Origin of the sequence: Paraburkholderia sp. RL18-085-BIA-A (genome assembly GCF_046027075.1) — a bacterium.
In the GTDB taxonomy this organism is placed as follows: Bacteria; Pseudomonadota; Gammaproteobacteria; order Burkholderiales; family Burkholderiaceae; genus Paraburkholderia.
Genome location: NZ_JARESU010000032.1, coordinates 14,462 through 34,948 on the forward strand (window position 1 = coordinate 14,462; position 20,487 = coordinate 34,948).

A 20,487-nucleotide genomic window follows, 5' to 3' on the forward strand; every position below is an offset into this window, starting at 1 on the left:
GATCCAATATCATCCGCTGTCCGTTATCCGCGAGGTCTCAGATGAATTTCGATTACACCCCGAAGGTTCAGGCATTGCGCGAAAAGCTGCTCGCTTTCTTCGACGAGCACATTTATCCGAACGAGCAGGCGTTCTACGCGGAGATTGCGCGCAATCGCCAGAACGGCAATGCATGGCTGCCGACCGAACTGATCGAGCAACTCAAACACAAGGCGCGCGACGCCGGCTTGTGGAACCTGTTCCTGCCCGAATCGACGCGCGGCGCCGGGCTGACGAATCTCGAATACGCGCCGCTGTGCGAGATCATGGGCCGCGTGCCCTGGGCGCCGGAAGTGTTCAACTGCAACGCGCCCGATACCGGCAACATGGAGACGATCGAACGCTACGGCAGCGAAGACAACAAACGCGAGTGGCTCGAACCGCTGCTGCAAGGCCACATCCGTTCGGCGTTTCTGATGACCGAGCCGGAAGTGGCGTCGTCCGATGCGACCAATATCCAGACCAGCATCGTGCGCGATGGCGACTCCTACGTGATCAACGGCCACAAGTGGTGGTCGTCCGGCGCGGGCGATCCGCGCTGCAAGGTCTACATCGTGATGGGCAAGACCGATCCCGACGCGCCGCGCCACCAGCAGCAGTCGATGATCCTCGTTCCCGCCGACGCCACCGGCATCACCGTGCACCGCCCGCTCACCGTGTTCGGCTACGACGACGCGCCGCACGGCCACATGGAAATCACGCTCGACAACGTGCGTGTGCCCGCCACCAACATGCTGCTCGGCGAAGGCCGCGGCTTCGAAATCGCGCAAGGCCGGCTCGGGCCGGGACGCATCCATCACTGCATGCGTTTGATCGGCCTCGCCGAGCGCGCGCTCGAACTGATGGCGAAACGCTCGCTGCAACGCGTCGCATTCGGCAAGCCGGTCGCGGCGCAAGGCGTCACGCAGGAGCGCCTCGCCGAGGCACGCTGCATGATCGAACAGGCGCGCCTTCTGACGCTGAAAACCGCGTACATGATGGACACCGTCGGCAACAAGGGCGCGCGCGGCGAGATCGCGATGATCAAGGTTGTCGCGCCGAACATGGCGTGCCAGGTAATCGACTGGGCGATCCAGGCGCATGGTGGCGGCGGCGTCAGCGACGACTTCCCGCTCGCGTATGCGTACGCATCGGCAAGAACGCTGCGCTTCGCCGATGGCCCCGATGAAGTGCACCGCAACGCCATCGCCAAGCTCGAACTCGCGCGTCATATGGATGCGGGCGCGGCCGCTCGCGTGGAGATGCCGGTCACGCGGGTTTAAGCCTATTTGCGGGCGCGGGACGGTCGCAGGCGGCGAGCGCCGCCTGCCGGCGCCGCAAGCAGCATCGTGCGATCTATGCTCTAATTTTCGTCAATGTCGGCGCCCCATTTCGCGGCGCTGCTTTCACGAACAAGGAGCCAGGATGATCGATGTCTATAGCTGGGCGACCCCGAACGGCCACAAGGTTCACATCATGCTCGAAGAGACGGGCCTACCGTACAACGTGCACGCAGTGAACATCGGCACGGGAGACCAATTCACGCCGGAATTTCTCGCGATCAGTCCGAACAACAAGATCCCGGCAATCGTCGATTCCGAGGGTCCGAAAGGCGCCGACGGCAAACCGTTCGCGCTGTTCGAGTCGGGCGCGATCCTGATCTATCTCGCCGAGAAGACCGGCAAGTTTCTGCCGGCCGATCCGGCCGCGCGCTATGCCGTACTGCAATGGCTGATGTTTCAGATGGGCGGCCTGGGTCCGATGCTTGGGCAAACCCACCACTTCCGTATCTATGCGCCCGAGAAGCTCGACTATGCGATCAATCGCTACACGAACGAAACGCGGCGCCTGTATGGCGTGATGGACACGCAGCTCGGCAAGACGCAATACCTCGCGGGCAACGACTATACGATCGCGGACATCGCCGCGTTTCCGTGGACACGCTCATGGCAAAACCAGGGCGTCGAACTCGATGCGTTGCCGAACGTGAAACGCTGGCACGAAGAGATTGCCGCGCGGCCGGCGGTGGTGCGCGCCGTCGAAGTGCTGGCGTCCGCCCGCGCACCGCTGATGGACGACAAGGCGAAAGAAGTGCTGTTCGGCGCGACGCAATACGCGAAACACTAGTTTTTGCGGCGACGCATTGGCGTTGGCAGTTGCCTCCGATGGCCGCCTACGCCACGGTAGCGATAAAAAAGCGCGAACCGGCAGGAATGCCGTTCGCGCTTTTTTCGCCACATGTACGCGCCGCAGCGTTAAAAGTAATGCCGTGTGATGAACTCCGCGACACACACCGGACGGTCGCTGCCCTGCTTCTCCAACGTCACGGTCCACTCCACCTGCACGCCCGCGTTGTCGATGTCGACGACGGATTCCACCACGAATTTCCCGCGCAACTGCGAACCGACCGGCACCGGGGACGTGAACCGCACGCGGTTCAGTCCATAATTGACGCCCATGCGTTGTTCGAGCGCTAGCGTCTTGCCCAGCAAAGCGGGGATCAACGCCAGCGTCAGAAAACCGTGCGCAACCGGACCGCCGAATGGCGACTCGCGCCTCGCCCGCTCCGGGTCGACATGAATCCATTGGTGATCGCCCGTGGCCTCGGCGAAACGATCGACCCTGGCCTGATCGACCGTCAACCACTCGCTGAACAATGGCTCGGCGCCCACCAGCGCACGCAAGGCCGCCGCATTGCGGAAACCAGCGACGGGCGCCGCGCTGGCCGTCATGACGCGGCTCCCGGATTGCGCAGTCCGAACATGCCCTTCGAGCGCACCGTGATTACTGTTTCGCCGTGTTGATTGATTCCCTCCCAACACGTCGACACGATGCCGCGATCCGGTTTGCTCTCCGACACGCGCTTGTCGACCACGACGTTCATCATCGTAATCGTGTCGCCGACGCGCACCGGTTTCAGCCAGCGGATCTCGTCGATGCCGGGCGAACCCATCGACGTGGAGTCCGAGAGTACGTTGCGCACCAGCATGCCCATCATCACCGAACACGTATGCCAGCCGCTTGCCACCAGGCCGCGAAATGGCGACTCGGCTGCCGCCGCTTCGTCCAGATGAAACGGCTGCGGGTCGAACTTTTGCGCGAATTCGACGATCTCCTCACGCGTGAACGTGTGCTTGCCGACTTCGATGGTCGTACCGACCACCATGTCCTCGAAACTGACTCTCATGGTCGCACCTCCTTTTTATGCGGTTGGGCGGCTCGATCAGGCTTCGGCGGTAGCGAAGCTGGGGAGCGCGGCGAACCGCGCGAGATGGTGATCGACATCGCCGAGCGTGGTTTCGATAATGGCGAGGCGCTTGAACAGATGCGCCGCGGCCACTTCGTTCGTGACGCCCATGCCGCCATGCAATTGAACCGCCTGCTGACCGACGAAGCGCGCGGCCTGACCGACCCGGACCTTTGCTGCGGAGACCACGCGGCGACGCTCGTCGGCGTCTTCGCTGCTGTAGCGCATGGCGGCCAGATAGGTGATCGAACGCGCTTGCTCCGCGTGAATCAGCATTTCGACCATTCGATGCTGCAACGCCTGGAAGCGTGCGATCGGCTGGCCGAACTGCTGCCGCGTCTTCGTGTGGTCGACCGTGGCGAGGTTCAGCGCGTCGAGCGCGCCGATCGCTTCCGCGCACAGCAGCAAGGTGCCGTAGTCCGCGATATGTTCGAGTGCCGCCGCGCCCGCATGTTCGCCGGCAAGACGGCGCGCGGGGGTGCTGTTGAACTCGAGCGTGGCGGCGCGTTGACCGTCGATCGTGCGGTAGTCCGTGACCTTTACGCCGGCCGCGTCGCGCGCGACGACAAAGAGCGCGATCTCGCCGTTCAGGCGGGCCGGCACGATCCACGCATGCGCTTGCGCGCCGTGCAGCACGACCGACTTCGTGCCGCTCAAGGTCTGCTGCTCGCCCTCTGCGCTCGCGGTCGTGTCGATTTCGAACAGGTCGTAGCGCGCGTGCGGTTCGTGAAATGCGACGGCCAGCTTGATCTCGCCCTGCGCCGCGCGTTCGAGCAACGATGCGTCTTCGCCCCGGGCCGTGCCAGCGAGGCGCAGCGCCTCGATGCCGACCGCGGTCGCCCAATAGGGCTCGACGACTAGCGCACGGCCCAGCTCCTGCATGACCACCAGCATGTCGATCGGACCGCCGTTGAAACCCCCTTGCGCTTCCGGCACCGGCAATGCGGTCAGGCCCAGTTCGGTGAAGGCGGCCCAATGCGTGTCCGACAACCCGGACTCCGAGCGCACGATCGCCTGGCGCGCTTCGAACCCGTAGTTTTTGTCCAGATAGCGGCGCAGCGCGTCGGCGAATTGCTGCTGTTCGTCGTTGAAAGTGAAGTCCATGCGCCGCTCCTCAAAGTCCGAGAATCATCTGAGCGATGATGTTCTTTTGAATTTCGTTCGAGCCGCCGTAAATCGACGTCTTGCGGTAGTTGAAGTAGTACGCGGCCAGCGGCGCGGCATCGTCGTCGCCGGCCACGCTATGCTCGCGTTCGCCTTCGAGGAACTGCGGGTCGAACGGCGCGGCGAGCGGCCCGATCGCTTCGACCATCAGCTCAGTCAGCGCCTGCTGCACTTCCGTGCCTTTGATTTTCAGCATCGACGCTTCCGGTCCCGGTCCACGCCCGCCTGCCTCATTGGCGACCACGCGTTGCACGGTGACTTCAAGCGCCATCAACTCGATCTCGAGGCTTGCGACTTTCGCGGCGAAAACCGGATCTTGCAGCAGCGGTTTGCCATTCTTCTTTTGATCCAGCGCGACGCGCTTCAAAAATACGAGTTCGCGCTTCGACGCGCCGACGCGCGCAATGCCCGTGCGCTCATGGCCGAGCAGATACTTTGCGTAAGTCCAGCCGCGATTCTCTTCACCGACCAGGTTTTCGACCGGTACCTTCACGTCTTCGAAGAACACCTCGTTGACTTCGTGCTCTTCGTCGAGCGTGATGATGGGGCGCACGGTGATGCCCGGCGTTTTCATGTCGATCAGCAGGAAAGAGATGCCCTCCTGCTTCTTGGCGCCACTGTCGGTGCGCACGAGGCAGAACATCATGTCTGCGTATTGGCCCAGCGTGGTCCAGGTTTTCTGACCGTTGACCACGTAATGGTCGCCGACGCGCTCGGCGCGCGTGCGCAGCGACGCCAGATCGGAACCGGAGCCCGGCTCGGAGTAGCCTTGGCACCACCAGTCCGTGCCGTCGAGAATACGCGGCAAATAATGGCGCTTCTGTGCCTCATTGCCGTATTTCATCAGTACCGGCGCCACCATCGAAACGCCGAAAGGCAGCACGGACGGCGCGCCGATACGCGCGCACTCCTCCTCCCAGATGTGCCGTTGGGTCGCGTCCCAGCCCGGACCGCCGTATTCCCGCGGCCACGCGATCACCGACCAGCCGCGCGTGCCGAGCAGCTTATGCCAGCTTGCGAAGTCTTCACGGGAAAGACGCTTGTGATTGAGTACCTTGTCGCTCAGCTCGCGAGGCAGATTCGCTTCGAGCCAGGCGCGGATGTCGGCGCGGAACGCGTCGTCAGCGGGCGAATAGTCCAGATTCATGCGTAGTGTCTCCTGGCCGCGACCTCCCGCCGCCAGAAAGCCACTGCGCTATTGCAGCGGTTCCTTCAGAGCAGCCGGGACCGGTAGCGGCATCACTTCGATGCCTTCTTCGACCAAGGCGCGCGCGTCTTCAGGTGTCGTGACACCGCGAATATTGCGTGCGGGCGCTTCGTTGTAGTGAATGCGCCGCGCTTCCTCGGCGAAGCGGTCGCCCACGTTCTCGGTCTTCTCCAGTACCTCGCGCAAGGCACGCATGACACGCGCCTGCATTTCACCTGCATCCGCCAACTGTTTTGTCTCGGTCGCACCCGATAGATTCAGGCGCGGTGCCGACGGCAAACGGCTCACTTCATTCGCACCGCAGATCGGACATTCGACGAGCTTGCGGGACTGCTGCGATTCGAAGTCATCAGCCGAAGCGAACCAGCCTTCGAACCGATGGCCATGCGGACACTGTAAATCGAGGACCTTCATGTGGAATCAGGGCTTGCGTGCCAGTTTAGCGCAAAATCGAATTTTGTGAACGGTCGTTCGTAAAATTTCACGGACGCCGCGCCGACGCCGGGACATTGTTGTCAAATCGAACGTGGTGGGCGATTTTAACGCTTTGCGCCGAGAGCTGCCGATGCATCGAGCGCGCGGCCTCTGCGCACTGGCGGCCGTGGGGTTGCTATGCGACCAGACTTTCGAGTTGGCGGTTAAACCGCGGCTCGAGTTCGCGTACTTCCTTCGCAAGATTGATCTGCTTCGCCGATTTCGCGACATCCGCCACGTCTGCCTTGATGTCATACCCGCCGCGCTCGGTCAGCCAGTCGAGAATGTCCGACAGATGCCAAACCGATGCACTGCCCTCGTGGACCGGCGCAGGGAAGTCGATCGCGTGGCTCAGCATCAGCTTGCGCATGTTCTGCCGCGACACGCCGGCGACCTCGGCAACGTCGGTGAGACCGACGAAATCCGGCCCCGCCTCGACAAGCCGCGCGGAGGGCACCGCTCGTTTGATGTCTTTGAGTGCGCTGACCAGCGCCTCGAACGCCGACGCAGCTTCGCGAGAAAAGAGCAGCGCGATGCGGCCCGGCTGCCCCACGCCCACGGTTGCGTCGTCGCAGCCTGCTTCGCCCAGACGTTCGACGATCTCGTCGACATCGCAATCTTGCGCAGCGAGCCGGTACTTCAAGGTGAACACATATTCCATACGTTACTCCTGCCTTGATTCAACCTTACCTTTCGGCATTAAACCTATCTGCTACCGGCCCGCCGTGCAGTTGTCGACGACGCGCCGCAAGTGCCTTGCGTGATTGCCCGGATTTTTCGGCGTACTCTAGACGCTCGATATGCAGAACTCCCCGCAACGACATTCCGCGTCTTTGTAAGGACAGTAAATCTTGCCCCAGGCGTGGCCTTTCCCGCCGCTCTGAACGCGCCAGCCGTTTTTCTCGGCATAGGCCAACGCGGCCTCGATCTCCTTTTTAGAGTGGCTTCCTCTGACCATCGGCACCCTCCCAATTTAGCGGGTGGAGTCACGGTTGTCAAGTGACAACCGTGACTCCACCCGAAATCAACTCCATCTCATATCGTTCGTTATCCAAAACAAAGGAAGTGGCAAACGCCGCAATCGGAGATTCATACTAGCGTTACGACGGCCCCGCGGCGAGACTGCCGGATGGCATAGGAAAAAGACACAGTTTTTCAGACGCTACGCCGGGCACTCGCTCGAAATCGCGTCCCACAATGACAAAGCCCCTGCCGGTCATAGACCGACAGGGGCTTCCGTTTCCGCAGATTCAAAGCGGCTGCGCGCCGCAGCGCGTTATTCCGGCGCGGCCATCGGCCATGCGCCCGACAACACCTTCTCCAGCCAGAACGTGCCGATGATCGTCTTCACATCGGTGATCTTGCCGGTGCGCACCCACTCGGACACCTCCGCCACAGTCGCGGTGAACAGTTCGAGAAACTCGCCGTCGTCGAGCTTGCGCTCGCCCGCGGTCAAACCGCGCGCGATGTAGATATCGATGAATTCGGTCGAGTAGGAAATGATCGGGTGAACGCGCGTCACATACACGTATTCACGCGCCGTATAGCCAGTTTCCTCGCGCAGCTCGCGGATTGCGCAGGACAGTGCGCTCTCGTTCGGGTCGAGCTTGCCGGCCGGATATTCGACCATGACCTTGCCCATCGGATAGCGGTACTGACTTTCCAGCAGCACGCGGCCGTCGTCGAACAGCGGAATCACCATCACGGCGCCCGGATGCTGCACGTATTCGCGAGTCGCCTGCTTGCCGTCCGGCAAGCGCACGGTATCGCACTTGAGCGTCAGAAACGGGCCTTGATGAACCGTCTTGCTTTCGACACAGGTCTCGGTAAGCGCAGCGTCGTGATCGGGAAGATCGGGAAGTTCAGCCATATGCGGACCTCAGGACAGCTTGGTGCGCGACGGCGAGACGCCGTCAGCGGCGTTTGACGAGATATTGGAAGGTAAAGCCGGGAAATGCGAACACAACGAACAGTGCGAACGTGATCGCGTAGAACTGCCAGCCCTGTTCGAAGCGGTTCCCCGCTCGCGCTTCGAGCAGAAAACCGAGCGCGCCGACCACGAAGTACAGCACGATCAATTCGGCGATCCGGATCCACGCACTCTTCTTCGCCACTTTCAACGGCACAGCGGCGAAGAGGCGCTGATTCAGGAAAGGAAGGTTGGCGCCGACCAGCGCCAACAACACGATAAACCAGCCTGCAGCCGACATCAGAGCAGCAGCGTGTGCTGGATAGCCTGCAGGCAAGCCTTCAACAGCGGATCCGGCACGATGCCCAGCACCAGCACGGCAACACCGTTGAGCGCGAGCAATGCGCGCGTGCTGGTATCGGCCATGATAGGCGACTTGTCTTGCGGCTCGTCGAAATACATCAGCTTGACGATACGCAGGTAGTAGAACGCGCCGAACAGCGACGTGATCACGGCCAGCACCGTGAGCCAGGTCAGACCGGCATTCATGGTCGCCTGCAGCACTGCGAGCTTCGCGTAGAAGCCGACCGCGGGCGGAATGCCGGCGAGCGAGAACATCATGATCATCATCACGAACGCGAACACCGGGCTGCGTTGATTCAGGCCCTTGAAGTCTTCGAGCGTGTCTGCTTCGAAATCGCGACGCGCCAGCAGCATGATGACGCCGAAGGTGCCGAGCGTCGTAATCAGATAGACGATGCTGTAGAACATCGCCGAACCGTACGCGCTGGCGGCGCCCACGGTCTTCTGGTCGACCACACCGGCCAGCAGGCCGAGCAGCACGAAGCCCATGTTCGAGATCGCCGAATACGCGAGCATGCGCTTGACGTTACGCTGCACGATACCGGTGATGTTCCCGACGATCAGCGACAGCGCCGCCAGAATCACCAGCATTTGCTGCCATTCGACCGCGAGCGGCAGCAGACCCATCACGAGGAAGCGCAGACCCCACGCGAATGCCGCGACCTTCGGGCCGCCGCCGACGATCAGCGTCATCGCCGTCGGCGCACCCTGATACACGTCGGGCACCCACATGTGGAACGGCACCGCGCCCATCTTGAACGCCACGCCCGCCACGATGAAGATCACACCGAACAGCAGCACGCTCGGATCGTAGTGGCTCGTGCCGATTGCCTTGAACACTTCGTTCAGGTCGAGCGAGCCGGTCGCGCCGTACAGCATCGAGATACCGTACAGCAGGAACCCGGAAGCCAGCGCGCCGAGCACGTAGTACTTCATCGCGGCTTCGTTCGACTGCGGCACTTCGCGACGCAGCGCGATCACGGCGTACAGCGACAACGACATCAGTTCGAGACCGAGATATAGCGTCAGGAAGTTGTTCCCCGAGATCATCACGAGCTGGCCGAGCAGCGAGAACATGCCCAACAGGAAGAAATCACCGCGGAACAAACCGCGATCTTCGAGGTAGCGGCGCGAATAAACGATCGACACGGCGTAGCCGAGCGACACCACCGCCTTCATCACGTTGGCGAACGGGTCCACCACGTACATGTGGCCGAAGAAGTAGCGCACTTGCGGGTCGAACGCGTTCATCGCAAACCAGATCCCGGCGACCAGCGTCGAGAAGAATGCGATGAAATACGTGGTACGGCGACCGTCCTGGCCGACGAACGTGTCGTTGAGCCACGCGACGACAACGGCGAACATCACCAGTGCGTCGGGCAACAGAGCAGTCATAGGGGCGTTTTGCATGGTCTTTAAATTCCTCCGCTCGGCGTTACTGAGGCAACGGCAGCTTCGACTGCGCAACGTGGGAGAGGAGGTTTTCCACGGATACGTGCATCACATCGGTAAAGGGCTTCGGATACAGGCCCATGAACAGCGTCAGTGCGGCGAGCACTGCCAGCATGAAAAACTCGCGACGGCCGATGTCCAGCAGGCTCTTAACGTGATCGTTGGCGATCGCGCCGAAGTACACGCGCTTGTACATCCACAGCGTGTAGGCCGCGCCGAGAATCAGCGTGACCGCCGCACCGCCCGCGATCCAGAAGTTGTACTGGACGGCAGCCAGAATCACCATGAACTCGCCGACGAAACCGGAGGTGCCCGGCAAGCCGCAATTGGCCATCGCGAACAGCATCACGAATGCCGCGAATTTCGGCATCACGTTGACGACGCCGCCGTAATCGGCGATCTGACGCGAGTGCATGCGGTCGTACAGCACGCCGATGCTCAGGAACATCGCGCCCGACACGAAACCGTGCGAGATCATCTGCACGATCGCGCCTTCCGCACCGAGCTGGTTGAAGATGAAGAAGCCGAGCGTGACGAAGCCCATGTGCGCGATCGACGAGTACGCGACCAGCTTCTTCATGTCGGCCTGCACCATCGCGACCAGACCGATGTAGATCACCGCGATCAGCGACAGCGTGATAACGACGGGCGCGAGGAAATGGCTTGCGTCCGGCGTGATCGGCAGCGAGAAGCGCAGGAAACCGTATGCGCCCAGCTTCAGCATGATCGCCGCCAGCACGACCGAGCCGCCGGTCGGCGCTTCCACGTGGGCATCAGGCAACCACGTGTGCACCGGCCACATCGGCACCTTCACCGCGAAGGCCAGGAAGAACGCTATGAAGATCAGCACCTGTGGCGTCATCGCGATCTGCGCGTGTTGCCACGTGGCGAGGTCGAACGTGCCGGTTTCGATGTACAGGTACAGCAACGCGACCAGCATCAGCAGCGAGCCCATCAACGTGTACAGGAAGAACTTGAACGCCGCGTACACGCGATTCGCCCCGCCCCACACACCGATGATGATGTACATCGGGATCAGCGTCGCTTCGAAGAACACGTAGAACAGCATGCCGTCGGCCGCGCTGAACACGCCGACCATGATGCCCGACAGGATCAGGAACGCGGCGAGGTACTGCGCGACGTTCTTCGTGATCACTTCCCACGCGGAGATCACCACGATCACCGTGATCAATGCGGTCAGCACGACGAACCACATCGAGATGCCGTCGACACCCAGGTGGTATGTGATGTGGAAGCGCTCGATCCAGCTCGCCTGTTCGACGAACTGCAGATCGGCGGTGCTCGAATCGAAACCGGTGATCAGCGGGATCGTCACGAGGAAGCTGACGACCGAGCCGATCAGCGCAATCCAGCGCGCGGGAGCCGGGTTCCGGTCGGAACCGATAGCCAGGACCAGGAGACCGACGAGGATCGGTAACCAGATCGCGATGCTGAGAATCGGATAAGCGTGCATTAGTGTCCCTCGCCTTATTTGCCGCCGAGCGTTACAAACAGGGTCAGGAGCCCCAACATGCCGATAATCATGGCGAACGCGTAGTGGTAGATGTAGCCGGACTGGAGGAACCGGATCACGCCGGCGAACCAGCCGATAAAGCGTGCGCTGCCGTTGACGATGCCGTCGATCACGACGACGTCGCCTTCCTTCCAGAGCCCACGGCCAATTGCCACGGCGCCCCGCGCAAACACGACTTCGTTGATCTTGTCCATGTAGTACTTGTTATCGAGCAACGTGTAGATCGGGCCGAATGCGCGTTTGATCACAGCCGGCAGGTCCGGACGAACCAGGTACAGGAACCACGCGACCACCACGCCCGCGAGCGCCAGCCAGACCGGCAGACCCGCAACCGAGTGCAGACCCATCGACGCCCAGCCCTGGAATTCATCGGCCATCTCGTGCAGCGCCGGATGGTTTTCGCCGATGTAGATCACCTTGTCGAACGCCACGCCATGCTGGAAGAAGTCGCCGAACAGCATCGGACCGACGCCGATCGCGCCGATCACCACCGACGGGATCGCCAGCAGCACCAGCGGCAGCCACACCACCCACGGCGTTTCATGCGGCTCGTGTGCGTGGTCGTCGTGGCCGTGGCCATGGGCGTCGTGGCCGTGCGCGCCATGTGCATGCGCTGCGGCTTCCGCGCCCATCGGCGATTCCGGATGCTTCGGATCGCGGAAACGCTCCTTGCCGTGGAACACCATGAAGTACATACGGAACGAATACAGCGCTGTGACGAACACGCTCGCCACCACCGCGAAGTATGCGAAACCCGAACCCGGAAGATGCGACAGCTTCACTGCGTCGATGATCGAGTCTTTCGAGTAGAAGCCCGAGAAGAACGGCGTGCCGATCAGCGCCAGCGAACCGATCAGCGACGTGATCCACGTGATCGGCATGTACTTGCGCAGGCCGCCCATGTTGCGCATGTCCTGGTCGTGGTGCATGCCGATGATCACCGAACCCGCGCCGAGGAACAGCAGCGCCTTGAAGAACGCGTGCGTCATCAGGTGGAACACGGCGACGGAATAAGCCGACGCGCCGAGCGCGACCGTCATGTACCCGAGCTGCGACAGTGTGGAATAAGCCACTACGCGCTTGATGTCGTTCTGGACGATCCCGAGGAAGCCCATAAACAGCGCGGTAATCGCGCCGATGACCATGACGAACGACAGCGCCGTATCCGACAGTTCGAACAGCGGCGACATGCGCGTAACCATGAAGATACCCGCCGTCACCATGGTTGCTGCGTGAATCAGCGCCGAAATCGGCGTCGGGCCTTCCATCGAGTCCGGCAGCCAGACGTGCAGCGGGAACTGCGCCGACTTACCCATCGCGCCGATGAACAGGCAAATGCAGGCCACCGTCAGCAGACCCCAGTCCGTGCCCGGGAACGTCAACGCGGCGAGTTCGGTGCGCTTCGCGAAGACGTCGCCGTAGTTCATCGAACCGGCGAACGCGAACAGCAGGCCGATACCGAGCAGGAAGCCGAAATCGCCGATACGGTTCACGATGAACGCCTTCATGTTCGCGTAGATCGCGGTCGGACGCGTGAAGTAGAAACCGATCAGCAGGTACGACACCAGGCCCACCGCTTCCCAGCCGAAGAACAGCTGCAGGAAGTTGTTGCTCATCACGAGCATCAACATCGAGAACGTGAACAGCGAGATGTACGAGAAGAAGCGCTGGTAGCCGTCGTCGTCGGCCATGTAGCCGATCGTGTAGACGTGCACCATCAGCGACACGAAGGTCACCACGCACATCATCATCGCCGTCAGCGAGTCGACCAGGAAGCCAATTTCGAATTGTGTCTTGCCGATCGCCATCCATTGATAGACGGTCGCGTTGAAGCTTGCGCCATCCATGACCTGGAAGAACACGATGGCCGAGAGAATGAACGAGATCGCGACGCCGAGGATCGTGACCGAATGCGCACCGGCTCGCCCTACCGCTTTCCCGAACAGCCCTGCAACCAGGCAACCGGCGAGCGGTGCCAGCGGGATCGCCAACAACAGGTTTTCATTGAGTATCGTGGACATAACCGCTTTTCCTGAAATTAACCTTTGAGCTGATCGAGATCCTCGACATTGATCGTGTCGAGACTACGGAACAGGGTCACCAGAATCGCCAGGCCGATCGCCGCTTCCGCCGCTGCAACCGTCAGCACGAAGAAAACGAAGATCTGGCCATGCACGTCGCCGAGATAATGCGAGAACGCGACGAAATTGGTGTTCACCGCGAGCAGCATCAGTTCGATCGCCATCAGGATGATGATGACGTTTCGGCGGTTCAGGAAAATGCCGACGACGCTGATCGCAAACATGATCGCGCCGAGGACAAGGTAATGGGCAAGGGTCAGCATGATTTCTATCTCCTGTCCGCTCAGCTGTTTTTAGCAGGGGCCGATTCGGCCGCTGCCGCCGCTGCGGCGGCTTCTTCTGCCGCGACGGTTGCCGCGGTTTTCTCCGACGCCATCTTCACGATGCGTACCCGGTCCTGCGCACGTACCTTGACCTGCGCGCTGACGTTCTGACGCTTGCTGTCCTTCTTGTGGCTCGTGGTCAGCGCGACTGCCGCGATGATCGCCACCAGCAGCACGAGGCCGGCGATTTCGAACGCGAAGATGTAGTCGGTGTAGATGACCTTGCCGATCAGACGCGTGTTCGACCAGTCGCCCATACCGTTCGCGGCCGCGGTGGTATCGCGCAGCGCCGTACCCGTCGCGCCGTAGCCGTGCCACAGGATCAGCGCGGTTTCGATCACGATGATCGCACCCACCAGCGTGGCCATCGGCACGAAGCGTTTGAAGTCCTTGCGCAGCACGTCGAGATTGATGTCCAGCATCATCACGACGAACAGGAACAGCACCATCACCGCGCCGACGTAGACCAGCACCAGCAGGATCGCCAGGAACTCGGCCTCCAGCAGCATCCAGATCGCGGCTGCGTTGAAGAACGCCAGCACCAGAAACAGTGCGGACGCCACCGGGTTGCGCGAGGTGATCACCTTCAGCCCCGAGACAACCAGGAGCAGCGCGAAGATGTAGAACAGTACGGTCGTGAATTCCATGATTACCGGTTCATCGTTAGGCCATCGTCAGGCATTGTTCTTTGGCACGCGTACTTGGCAAAGCGGGCGAAACAGCCCGAACTGCCGCACAGGTGCGCCGTGCCGCGGCGTTCAGACCGCGGCGCTCGGCCCGACAACAGGCCGTGTTACTGCGTTTACTGCTGCTTTTACTGCTGCTTTTACTGCACTAACAGAGAAGCGCTTCAACGATACGGTGCGTCGGCTGCCTTGTTCGCAGCGATCTCCGCTTCGTAGCGATCGCCGACGGCCAGCAGCATGTCTTTCGTGAAGTACAGGTCGCCGCGTTTCTCGCCGTGATACTCGAGAATGTGCGTCTCGACGATCGAATCGACCGGGCAGCTTTCTTCGCAGAAACCGCAGAAGATGCACTTGGTCAGGTCGATGTCGTAGCGCGTCGTGCGGCGCGTGTTGTCCGCGCGCGTTTCCGACTCGATCGTGATGGCGAGCGCCGGGCACACCGCTTCGCACAGCTTGCAGGCGATGCAGCGCTCTTCGCCGTTTTCATAGCGGCGCAGCGCGTGCAGACCGCGAAAACGCGGCGAGATCGGGGTCTTCTCTTCCGGGAACTGCACCGTCACCTTGCGCTGGAACGCATAGCGTCCGGTCAACGCGAGGCCCTTGAGCAGTTCCGTCAGGAAGAAGGTCTTGAAAAAGTTTTGGATTGCGGTCATGGGTTCATCCGCCTTTTAATTCCAGATGTTCAACGGCGACATGATCCAGAAGCCGACTACCACCAGCCACACCACGCAGACCGGAATGAAAATCTTCCAGCCCAGACGCATGATCTGGTCATAGCGGTAGCGCGGGAACGTGGCGCGCGCCCAGATGAACACCGACAACAGCAAGAAAACCTTGGCGACGAGCCATACGATGCCCGGGATAAACGACAGGAAGCCGAACGGTGCGCTCCAGCCGCCGAGGAACAGGGTTGCAGCCAAGGCCGAGATCACGATCATGTTGATGTACTCGGCGAGGAAAAACAGCGCGAACGCCATCCCCGAGTAGTCGATCATGTGGCCTGCGACGATTTCCGACTCGCCTTCCACCACGTCGAACGGGTGACGGTTCGTTTCGGCGATGCCCGAGATGAAATACACGACGAACATCGGCAACAGCGGCAGCCAGTTCCACGACAGGAAGTTCAGGCCGTGCGACGCGAAGAAGCCGTGCTCCTGCGAATTGACGATGCCCGACAGGTTCAGCGTGCCCGCCGTCATCAACACGACGACGAGCGCAAAGCCCATCGAGATTTCATACGAGACCATCTGCGCCGCAGCGCGCATCGCGCCGAGGAACGCGTACTTCGAGTTCGACGCCCAACCGGCCAGAATCACGCCGTACACACCGATCGACGAGATCGCCATCGCGTACAACAGACCCGCGTTGATGTCGCCGAGCACCGCGCCGGCCTGGAACGGAATCACCGCCCACACCGCGAAGGCCGGCACCACCACCATGATCGGCGCGATCAGGTAAATCCAGCGGCTCGCCTGGGCCGGCTGAATCACTTCCTTCAGCAAGAGCTTCAGCACGTCGGCGATCGGCTGCAAGAGACCTGCGGGGCCGACGCGGTTCGGGCCGAGACGCACGTGCATCCAGCCGATCAGCTTACGCTCCCACAGAATCAGGTAAGCCACGCACAGCAGGATCACGACGGCCACCACCAGGATGCGCACCAGTGCCCACACCGTGGGCCATGCCACACCGAGAAGCTGGGTGCCGCCCGAGTTGATCGTATCGAACAAGCTCATTTACGCCTTCTCCACCAGCAGTTCACCGAACAGGCTGCCCAGCGCCGCACCGGCAGGCGTAGCCGCCGATACGCGGACGACCGTCTCCGCAAGATTTGCGTCGCGCACGGCCGGCAACTGCACCGATTGCTCGCCCTGGCGCACGCGCACGGCGTCGCCTTCTTTCAAACCCAGTTTGTCGAACAGCGCGGCCGGCAATCCGACCGAATTCGCCGCGCGTGCCGCCGCGGTGAGATGCAGCGATTGCGCGCGGCGCACCAGCGCGTCGGCGTGATAGATCGGCACGTTGGCGATCCGCTCGAACCTGCCTTCCGCCGCCTTCACCGACTTGCCGCGTGCAACCGCGACGCCGGTCTTGTTGGACAGGCGCGAGCTCAGGTCGCCGTCGCCCAGCACGGCGTTGCGCACTTCTTCCGCCGTGTCGAACTCGAAACCCGGCGCGCCGAGCAGGCTGCCCAGCACGCGCAATACCTTCCATGCCGGACGCGCGTCGCCCAGCGGACGCACCACGCCGTTGAACGTCTGCACCGTGCCTTCGGCGTTGACGAACGTACCAGCCGTTTCCGTGAACGGCGCGATCGGCAGCAGCACATCGGCGTATTCGGCGCCGATCTGGAACGGCGACATCACCACGACCATTTCAGCCTGTTTCAGCGCGGCCAATGCCTGCGCCGGATTGGCCGTGTCGAATTCCGGCTCGACGTTCAGCAAAACATAACCCTTGCGCGGCTGCTCGAACGCTTCGCGAGCATTCAGACCGCCCTCGCCCGGCAGCGCGTTCACGAGATGCGCGCCGACCGTGTTGGCCGCTTCGGTGAGGAAGCCCAGCGTCGCGCCGGTCGCGTCGGCAATCCACTGCGCGGCCGCATGAATGACTGCGAAGTCCGGGTGACGGACCGCGCTGTTGCCGAGCAGCACGAGACGGCGTTCGCCCGTGGCTAGCGACTTCGCGACCTGCTTGTGAGCGTCGGTCGGCTGCGTGCCGCCGAATGCTTCCGGCAACGCCACACTGTTGGCTTCCGACACTGCGCCCGCAATGCCCGCCAGCGCGTCGAGCCATGCCGACGGTGCCGCGACCACGCGTTGCGCCTGCGGAATCAGTGCGTCATCGCTGGTGGACTGCAGGAGCGTGAGCTTCGCGCCGCTCTTCGCCGCCTGACGCAGGCGCGCTGCGAACAGCGGATGATCGCGGCGCAGATCCGAACCGATCACCAACGCGGCGTCGACGTTCGACAGATCGGCGATGGACGTGCCGAGCCACGGCGCACCGTTGACGGGCGCGGAGAAGTCCGACTGGCGCAGACGGAAGTCGACGTTCGGCGTACCGACCGCCTGCGCGAGCTCCTTGAGCAGGAACAGTTCTTCGACCGTGCTGTGGGCGCTGCCGAGCGCGGCCAGGGCGTTCGCGCCATGGTCGCCCTTGATGCCCTTCAGGCCCTTGACCACGTACTCGAGCGCGGTCTGCCAGTCGGTTTCGACCCACTGACCGCCTTGCTTGAGCATCGGATGCGTCAGACGCTCGGGGCTGTTCAGGCTTTCATACGAGAAGCGGTCCTTGTCCGAGATCCAGCATTCGTTGATGGATTCGTTTTCGAACGGCAGAACACGCATCACGCGGTTGTTCTTGACTTGCACCACGAGGTTCGCGCCGACGGAATCGTGCGGGCTCACCGACTTGCGGCGCGAGAGCTCCCATGTGCGGGCGCTGTAACGGAACGGCTTGCTGGTCAGCGCGCCGACCGGGCACAGGTCGATCATGTTGCCCGACAGTTCGGAGTCGACCGTCTTGCCGACGAACGACGTGATTTCCGAATGCTCGCCACGACCCAGCATGCCGAGTTCCATTACGCCGGCGATTTCCTGACCGAAGCGCACGCAACGCGTGCAGTGGATGCAGCGCGACATCTCTTCCATCGAGATCAGCGGGCCGACGTTCTTGTGGAACACCACGCGCTTTTCTTCGCTGTAGCGCGATGCCGACTTGCCGTAACCCACGGCCAGATCCTGCAGCTGGCATTCGCCACCCTGGTCGCAGATCGGGCAATCCAGCGGGTGGTTGATCAGCAGGAATTCCATCACGGCTTGCTGGCCCTTCACGGCCTTGTCCGACTTGGTGCGCACGATCATGCCCGCCGACACCGGCGTCGCGCATGCAGGCACGGCCTTCGGCATCTTCTCGACATCGACGAGACACATCCGGCAGTTGGCCGCAATCGACAGCTTCTTGTGATAGCAGAAGTGAGGAATGTACGTGTCGACCTTATGCGCAGCCTGGATCACCATGCTGCCTTCAGGCACCTCTACTTTCTTGCCGTCTATTTCAAGTTCAACCATGATGGTCAATCTTCCTTAACCTGTTACCGCTCAATCGTTCCTGTTCATCGCCCGCTTTCAGGCGATGAATCCCGCGGTTGACGTGTTCGTCTGGTGGGTAGCTAGTCAGCCATTCAGCTGGTCAACTCACGCAGCTACTGTTTCCGACGCCGCCGCCGCGCCGGCATGACCGCCGACGAGGCAATGCTTGTGGGCGACGTGATATTCGAATTCGTCCCAGTAGTGCTTGAGCATGCCGCGAACCGGCATGGCCGCTGCATCGCCGAGCGCGCAAATGGTGCGACCCATGATGTTTTCCGCGACCGAGTTCAGCAGATCCAGATCTTCCGGACGGCCGAGCCCATGCTCGATACGATGTACGACGCGGTACAGCCAGCCCGTGCCTTCGCGGCAAGGCGTGCATTGACCACACGATTCTTCGTAATAGAAATACGACAGCCGCAACAGCGAGCGCACCATGCAACGCGTCTCGTCCATCACGATGACCGCGCCAGACCCGAGCATCGAACCAGCCTTGGCGATCGAGTCATAGTCCATGTCGGTGTGCATCATCATCTCGCCCGGCACCACGGGCGCCGACGAGCCACCGGGAATCACGGCCTTGATCTTCTTGCCGCCGCGGATGCCACCGGCGAGTTCCATCAGCGTCGCGAACGGAGTGCCGAGCGGAATTTCATAATTGCCCGGACGCTCGACGTCGCCAGCGACCGAGAAAATCTTCGTGCCGCCGTTGTTCGGCTTGCCAATTTCGAGGTAATTCTGCGGACCGATCGCGAGCAGGAACGGCACTGCCGCGAACGTCTCGGTGTTGTTGATCGTGGTGGGCTTGCCATACACGCCGAAGCTCGCCGGGAACGGCGGCTTGAAGCGCGGCTGGCCTTTCTTGCCTTCCAGCGATTCGAGCAACGCGGTTTCTTCGCCGCAGATGTAGGCACCGTAACCGTGGTGCGCATGCAGTTCGAACGAGAAGCCCGAACCCATGATGTTCTCACCGAGGAACCCGGCGCGGCGCGCTTCGTCCAGCGCCTGTTCAAAGCGTTTATAGACTTCGAAGATTTCGCCGTGGATATAGTTGTAGCCGACCGTAATGCCCATAGCGTACGCGCCGATCGCCATACCTTCGATCAGCGAGTGCGGATTGAAGCGCAGGATATCGCGGTCCTTGAACGTGCCCGGTTCGCCTTCGTCCGAATTGCAGACGAGGTACTTCTGGCCCGGGAACTGACGCGGCATGAAGCTCCACTTCAAACCGGTCGGAAAGCCGGCGCCGCCACGGCCGCGCAGACCCGACGCCTTGACGTCCGCGATCACCTGCTCGGGCGGAATCTTTTCTTCCAGAATGCGGCGCAGCTGGGCGTAACCGCCGCGCGCCACGTAGTCTTCGAGATGCCAGTTGTCGCCGTTCAGGCCGGCGAGAATCAGCGGTTTGATGTGACGATCGTGTAAAGACGTCATTTCGAAAGTTCCTCGAGCAGCTGGTCGATCTTCTCGCGGCTCATGAAGCTGCACATGCGATGGTTGTTCACCAGCATCACCGGCGCGTCGCCGCACGAACCCATGCACTCACCTTCTTTCAGGGTGAACTTGCCGTCGGGCGTGGTCTCGCCGAAGTCGATGCCGAGCTTCTGCCTCAGGTATTCGGCGGCGCTGTCGGAACCGCCGTCCGGGCCGAGCTGGCAAGGCAGGTTCGTGCAGAGCGTGATCTTGTATTTGCCGACCGGCGAGGTCTCGTACATCGTGTAGAAAGTAGCCACTTCCTGCACGGCGACTGCCGGCATGCCGAGATAGTCCGCGACGAACTGCATGAGTTCAGGCGACAGCCAGCCATGCTCTTCCTGAGCAGTGGCCAGCGCCGACATCACGGCGGACTGTTTCTGATCGGCGGGATACTTCGCGATCGCACGATCGATTTCTTTCAGGCCTTCAGCTGAGATCATTTTCAGACACGACTCTTTCAATTCC

The 20,487-nt window shown here is 61.7% G+C and carries 20 protein-coding genes and 1 pseudogene; 2 read left to right on the top strand and 19 right to left on the bottom strand.

Features of this window, described 5'->3' with window-relative positions:
• The first annotated feature begins 41 nt into the window (after nt 1–41).
• Together P0D89_RS22125 and P0D89_RS22130 are read left to right on the top strand one after the other, a co-directional pair.
• Nucleotides 42–1,301, top strand: coding sequence for an acyl-CoA dehydrogenase family protein (locus tag P0D89_RS22125; protein WP_408359658.1), 1,260 nt, complete (start codon nt 42–44; stop codon nt 1,299–1,301).
• Between the two features lie 142 nt (nt 1,302–1,443).
• The gene (locus tag P0D89_RS22130) at nt 1,444–2,145 is read left to right on the top strand and encodes a glutathione binding-like protein (RefSeq protein WP_408359656.1); all 702 of its coding nucleotides are present in this window, start codon (nt 1,444–1,446) and stop codon (nt 2,143–2,145) included.
• Nucleotides 2,146–2,273: 128 nt separating this feature from the next.
• Here P0D89_RS22130 and P0D89_RS22135 read toward each other — a convergent pair whose 3' ends face one another.
• The 19 genes and pseudogenes from P0D89_RS22135 to nuoE all read right to left on the bottom strand — a co-directional run bounded on the left by P0D89_RS22135 (nt 2,274) and on the right by nuoE (nt 20,462).
• The gene (locus P0D89_RS22135; protein WP_408359654.1) at nt 2,274–2,750 is read right to left on the bottom strand and encodes a MaoC family dehydratase; all 477 of its coding nucleotides are present in this window, start codon (nt 2,748–2,750) and stop codon (nt 2,274–2,276) included.
• Nucleotides 2,747–3,205: a MaoC family dehydratase gene (locus P0D89_RS22140; RefSeq protein ID WP_408359652.1), complete on the bottom strand. Its 459-nt coding sequence runs from the start codon at nt 3,203–3,205 to the stop codon at nt 2,747–2,749. Before P0D89_RS22140 ends, P0D89_RS22135 begins: the two co-directional genes overlap by 4 nt.
• Nucleotides 3,206–3,241: 36 nt before the next feature.
• A complete protein-coding gene (locus P0D89_RS22145) occupies nt 3,242–4,369 on the bottom strand; it encodes an acyl-CoA dehydrogenase family protein (protein WP_408377205.1) in 1,128 nt (375 codons plus the stop codon).
• Between the two features lie 10 nt (nt 4,370–4,379).
• A complete protein-coding gene (locus P0D89_RS22150; RefSeq protein ID WP_408359648.1) occupies nt 4,380–5,576 on the bottom strand; it encodes an acyl-CoA dehydrogenase family protein in 1,197 nt (398 codons plus the stop codon).
• A gap of 48 nt (nt 5,577–5,624) precedes the next feature.
• On the bottom strand, nt 5,625–6,050 hold the full coding sequence (locus P0D89_RS22155) for a DUF1178 family protein (RefSeq protein WP_408359646.1): 426 nt from the start codon (nt 6,048–6,050) through the stop codon (nt 5,625–5,627).
• 196 nt (nt 6,051–6,246) lie between these two features.
• Nucleotides 6,247–6,771 carry a helix-turn-helix transcriptional regulator gene (locus P0D89_RS22160; protein ID WP_408359644.1) on the bottom strand — a complete coding sequence of 175 codons (525 nt, stop codon included), beginning with the start codon at nt 6,769–6,771 and terminating at the stop codon, nt 6,247–6,249.
• A 51-nt stretch (nt 6,772–6,822) separates the two neighbouring features.
• Nucleotides 6,823–7,068 (bottom strand): annotated as a pseudogene (locus P0D89_RS22165) (hypothetical protein).
• A gap of 318 nt (nt 7,069–7,386) precedes the next feature.
• Complete coding sequence (locus P0D89_RS22170; RefSeq protein ID WP_408359642.1) at nt 7,387–7,980, bottom strand: NUDIX domain-containing protein; 594 nt, start codon at nt 7,978–7,980, stop codon at nt 7,387–7,389.
• Nucleotides 7,981–8,023: 43 nt separating this feature from the next.
• Nucleotides 8,024–8,320, bottom strand: coding sequence for a DUF2818 family protein (locus P0D89_RS22175; protein WP_408359640.1), 297 nt, complete (start codon nt 8,318–8,320; stop codon nt 8,024–8,026).
• The gene (nuoN, locus tag P0D89_RS22180; RefSeq protein ID WP_408359638.1) at nt 8,320–9,792 is read right to left on the bottom strand and encodes an NADH-quinone oxidoreductase subunit NuoN; all 1,473 of its coding nucleotides are present in this window, start codon (nt 9,790–9,792) and stop codon (nt 8,320–8,322) included. The genes P0D89_RS22175 and nuoN overlap by 1 nt, the downstream gene beginning before the upstream one ends.
• Nucleotides 9,793–9,817: 25 nt before the next feature.
• On the bottom strand, nt 9,818–11,308 hold the full coding sequence (locus P0D89_RS22185; RefSeq protein ID WP_408359636.1) for an NADH-quinone oxidoreductase subunit M: 1,491 nt from the start codon (nt 11,306–11,308) through the stop codon (nt 9,818–9,820).
• 14 nt (nt 11,309–11,322) lie between these two features.
• Nucleotides 11,323–13,389, bottom strand: coding sequence for an NADH-quinone oxidoreductase subunit L (nuoL, locus tag P0D89_RS22190; RefSeq protein ID WP_408359634.1), 2,067 nt, complete (start codon nt 13,387–13,389; stop codon nt 11,323–11,325).
• 17 nt (nt 13,390–13,406) lie between these two features.
• Nucleotides 13,407–13,712, bottom strand: a complete 306-nt coding sequence (gene nuoK, locus P0D89_RS22195) for an NADH-quinone oxidoreductase subunit NuoK (protein ID WP_149673722.1) — start codon at nt 13,710–13,712, stop codon at nt 13,407–13,409.
• Between the two features lie 20 nt (nt 13,713–13,732).
• A complete protein-coding gene (locus tag P0D89_RS22200) occupies nt 13,733–14,419 on the bottom strand; it encodes an NADH-quinone oxidoreductase subunit J (protein ID WP_408237737.1) in 687 nt (228 codons plus the stop codon).
• 203 nt (nt 14,420–14,622) lie between these two features.
• Entirely contained in the window at nt 14,623–15,111 is a 489-nt protein-coding gene (gene nuoI, locus P0D89_RS22205; RefSeq protein ID WP_175150600.1) for an NADH-quinone oxidoreductase subunit NuoI, read from the bottom strand.
• Between the two features lie 15 nt (nt 15,112–15,126).
• Entirely contained in the window at nt 15,127–16,191 is a 1,065-nt protein-coding gene (gene nuoH, locus P0D89_RS22210; RefSeq protein WP_408359632.1) for an NADH-quinone oxidoreductase subunit NuoH, read from the bottom strand.
• On the bottom strand, nt 16,192–18,525 hold the full coding sequence (gene nuoG, locus P0D89_RS22215; RefSeq protein WP_408359630.1) for an NADH-quinone oxidoreductase subunit NuoG: 2,334 nt from the start codon (nt 18,523–18,525) through the stop codon (nt 16,192–16,194). It lies immediately after the preceding gene.
• 126 nt (nt 18,526–18,651) lie between these two features.
• Nucleotides 18,652–19,980 carry an NADH-quinone oxidoreductase subunit NuoF gene (nuoF, locus tag P0D89_RS22220; RefSeq protein WP_408359627.1) on the bottom strand — a complete coding sequence of 443 codons (1,329 nt, stop codon included), beginning with the start codon at nt 19,978–19,980 and terminating at the stop codon, nt 18,652–18,654.
• Complete coding sequence (gene nuoE, locus P0D89_RS22225; RefSeq protein WP_408359625.1) at nt 19,977–20,462, bottom strand: NADH-quinone oxidoreductase subunit NuoE; 486 nt, start codon at nt 20,460–20,462, stop codon at nt 19,977–19,979. Before nuoE ends, nuoF begins: the two co-directional genes overlap by 4 nt.
• Between the last annotated feature and the right edge of the window lie 25 nt (nt 20,463–20,487).

Excerpts from the sequence above, each read along its gene's own strand:
- P0D89_RS22200 (WP_408237737.1), bottom strand. The coding sequence starts at position 14,419 with ATGGAATTCACGACCGTACTGTTCTACATCTTCGCGCTGCTCCTGGTT.
- P0D89_RS22130 (WP_408359656.1), top strand. The coding sequence starts at position 1,444 with ATGATCGATGTCTATAGCTGGGCGACCCCGAACGGCCACAAGGTTCAC.
- nuoL (WP_408359634.1), bottom strand. The coding sequence starts at position 13,389 with ATGTCCACGATACTCAATGAAAACCTGTTGTTGGCGATCCCGCTGGCA.
- P0D89_RS22170 (WP_408359642.1), bottom strand. The coding sequence starts at position 7,980 with ATGGCTGAACTTCCCGATCTTCCCGATCACGACGCTGCGCTTACCGAG.
- P0D89_RS22125 (WP_408359658.1), top strand. The coding sequence starts at position 42 with ATGAATTTCGATTACACCCCGAAGGTTCAGGCATTGCGCGAAAAGCTG.
- P0D89_RS22160 (WP_408359644.1), bottom strand. The coding sequence starts at position 6,771 with ATGGAATATGTGTTCACCTTGAAGTACCGGCTCGCTGCGCAAGATTGC.
- nuoH (WP_408359632.1), bottom strand. The coding sequence starts at position 16,191 with ATGAGCTTGTTCGATACGATCAACTCGGGCGGCACCCAGCTTCTCGGT.
- P0D89_RS22150 (WP_408359648.1), bottom strand. The coding sequence starts at position 5,576 with ATGAATCTGGACTATTCGCCCGCTGACGACGCGTTCCGCGCCGACATC.
- nuoF (WP_408359627.1), bottom strand. The coding sequence starts at position 19,980 with ATGACGTCTTTACACGATCGTCACATCAAACCGCTGATTCTCGCCGGC.
- nuoE (WP_408359625.1), bottom strand. The coding sequence starts at position 20,462 with ATGATCTCAGCTGAAGGCCTGAAAGAAATCGATCGTGCGATCGCGAAG.
- P0D89_RS22155 (WP_408359646.1), bottom strand. The coding sequence starts at position 6,050 with ATGAAGGTCCTCGATTTACAGTGTCCGCATGGCCATCGGTTCGAAGGC.
- nuoK (WP_149673722.1), bottom strand. The coding sequence starts at position 13,712 with ATGCTGACCCTTGCCCATTACCTTGTCCTCGGCGCGATCATGTTTGCG.
- P0D89_RS22145 (WP_408377205.1), bottom strand. The coding sequence starts at position 4,369 with ATGGACTTCACTTTCAACGACGAACAGCAGCAATTCGCCGACGCGCTG.
- P0D89_RS22175 (WP_408359640.1), bottom strand. The coding sequence starts at position 8,320 with ATGTCGGCTGCAGGCTGGTTTATCGTGTTGTTGGCGCTGGTCGGCGCC.
- P0D89_RS22140 (WP_408359652.1), bottom strand. The coding sequence starts at position 3,205 with ATGAGAGTCAGTTTCGAGGACATGGTGGTCGGTACGACCATCGAAGTC.
- nuoN (WP_408359638.1), bottom strand. The coding sequence starts at position 9,792 with ATGCAAAACGCCCCTATGACTGCTCTGTTGCCCGACGCACTGGTGATG.
- nuoG (WP_408359630.1), bottom strand. The coding sequence starts at position 18,525 with ATGGTTGAACTTGAAATAGACGGCAAGAAAGTAGAGGTGCCTGAAGGC.
- P0D89_RS22185 (WP_408359636.1), bottom strand. The coding sequence starts at position 11,308 with ATGCACGCTTATCCGATTCTCAGCATCGCGATCTGGTTACCGATCCTC.
- nuoI (WP_175150600.1), bottom strand. The coding sequence starts at position 15,111 with ATGACCGCAATCCAAAACTTTTTCAAGACCTTCTTCCTGACGGAACTG.
- P0D89_RS22135 (WP_408359654.1), bottom strand. The coding sequence starts at position 2,750 with ATGACGGCCAGCGCGGCGCCCGTCGCTGGTTTCCGCAATGCGGCGGCC.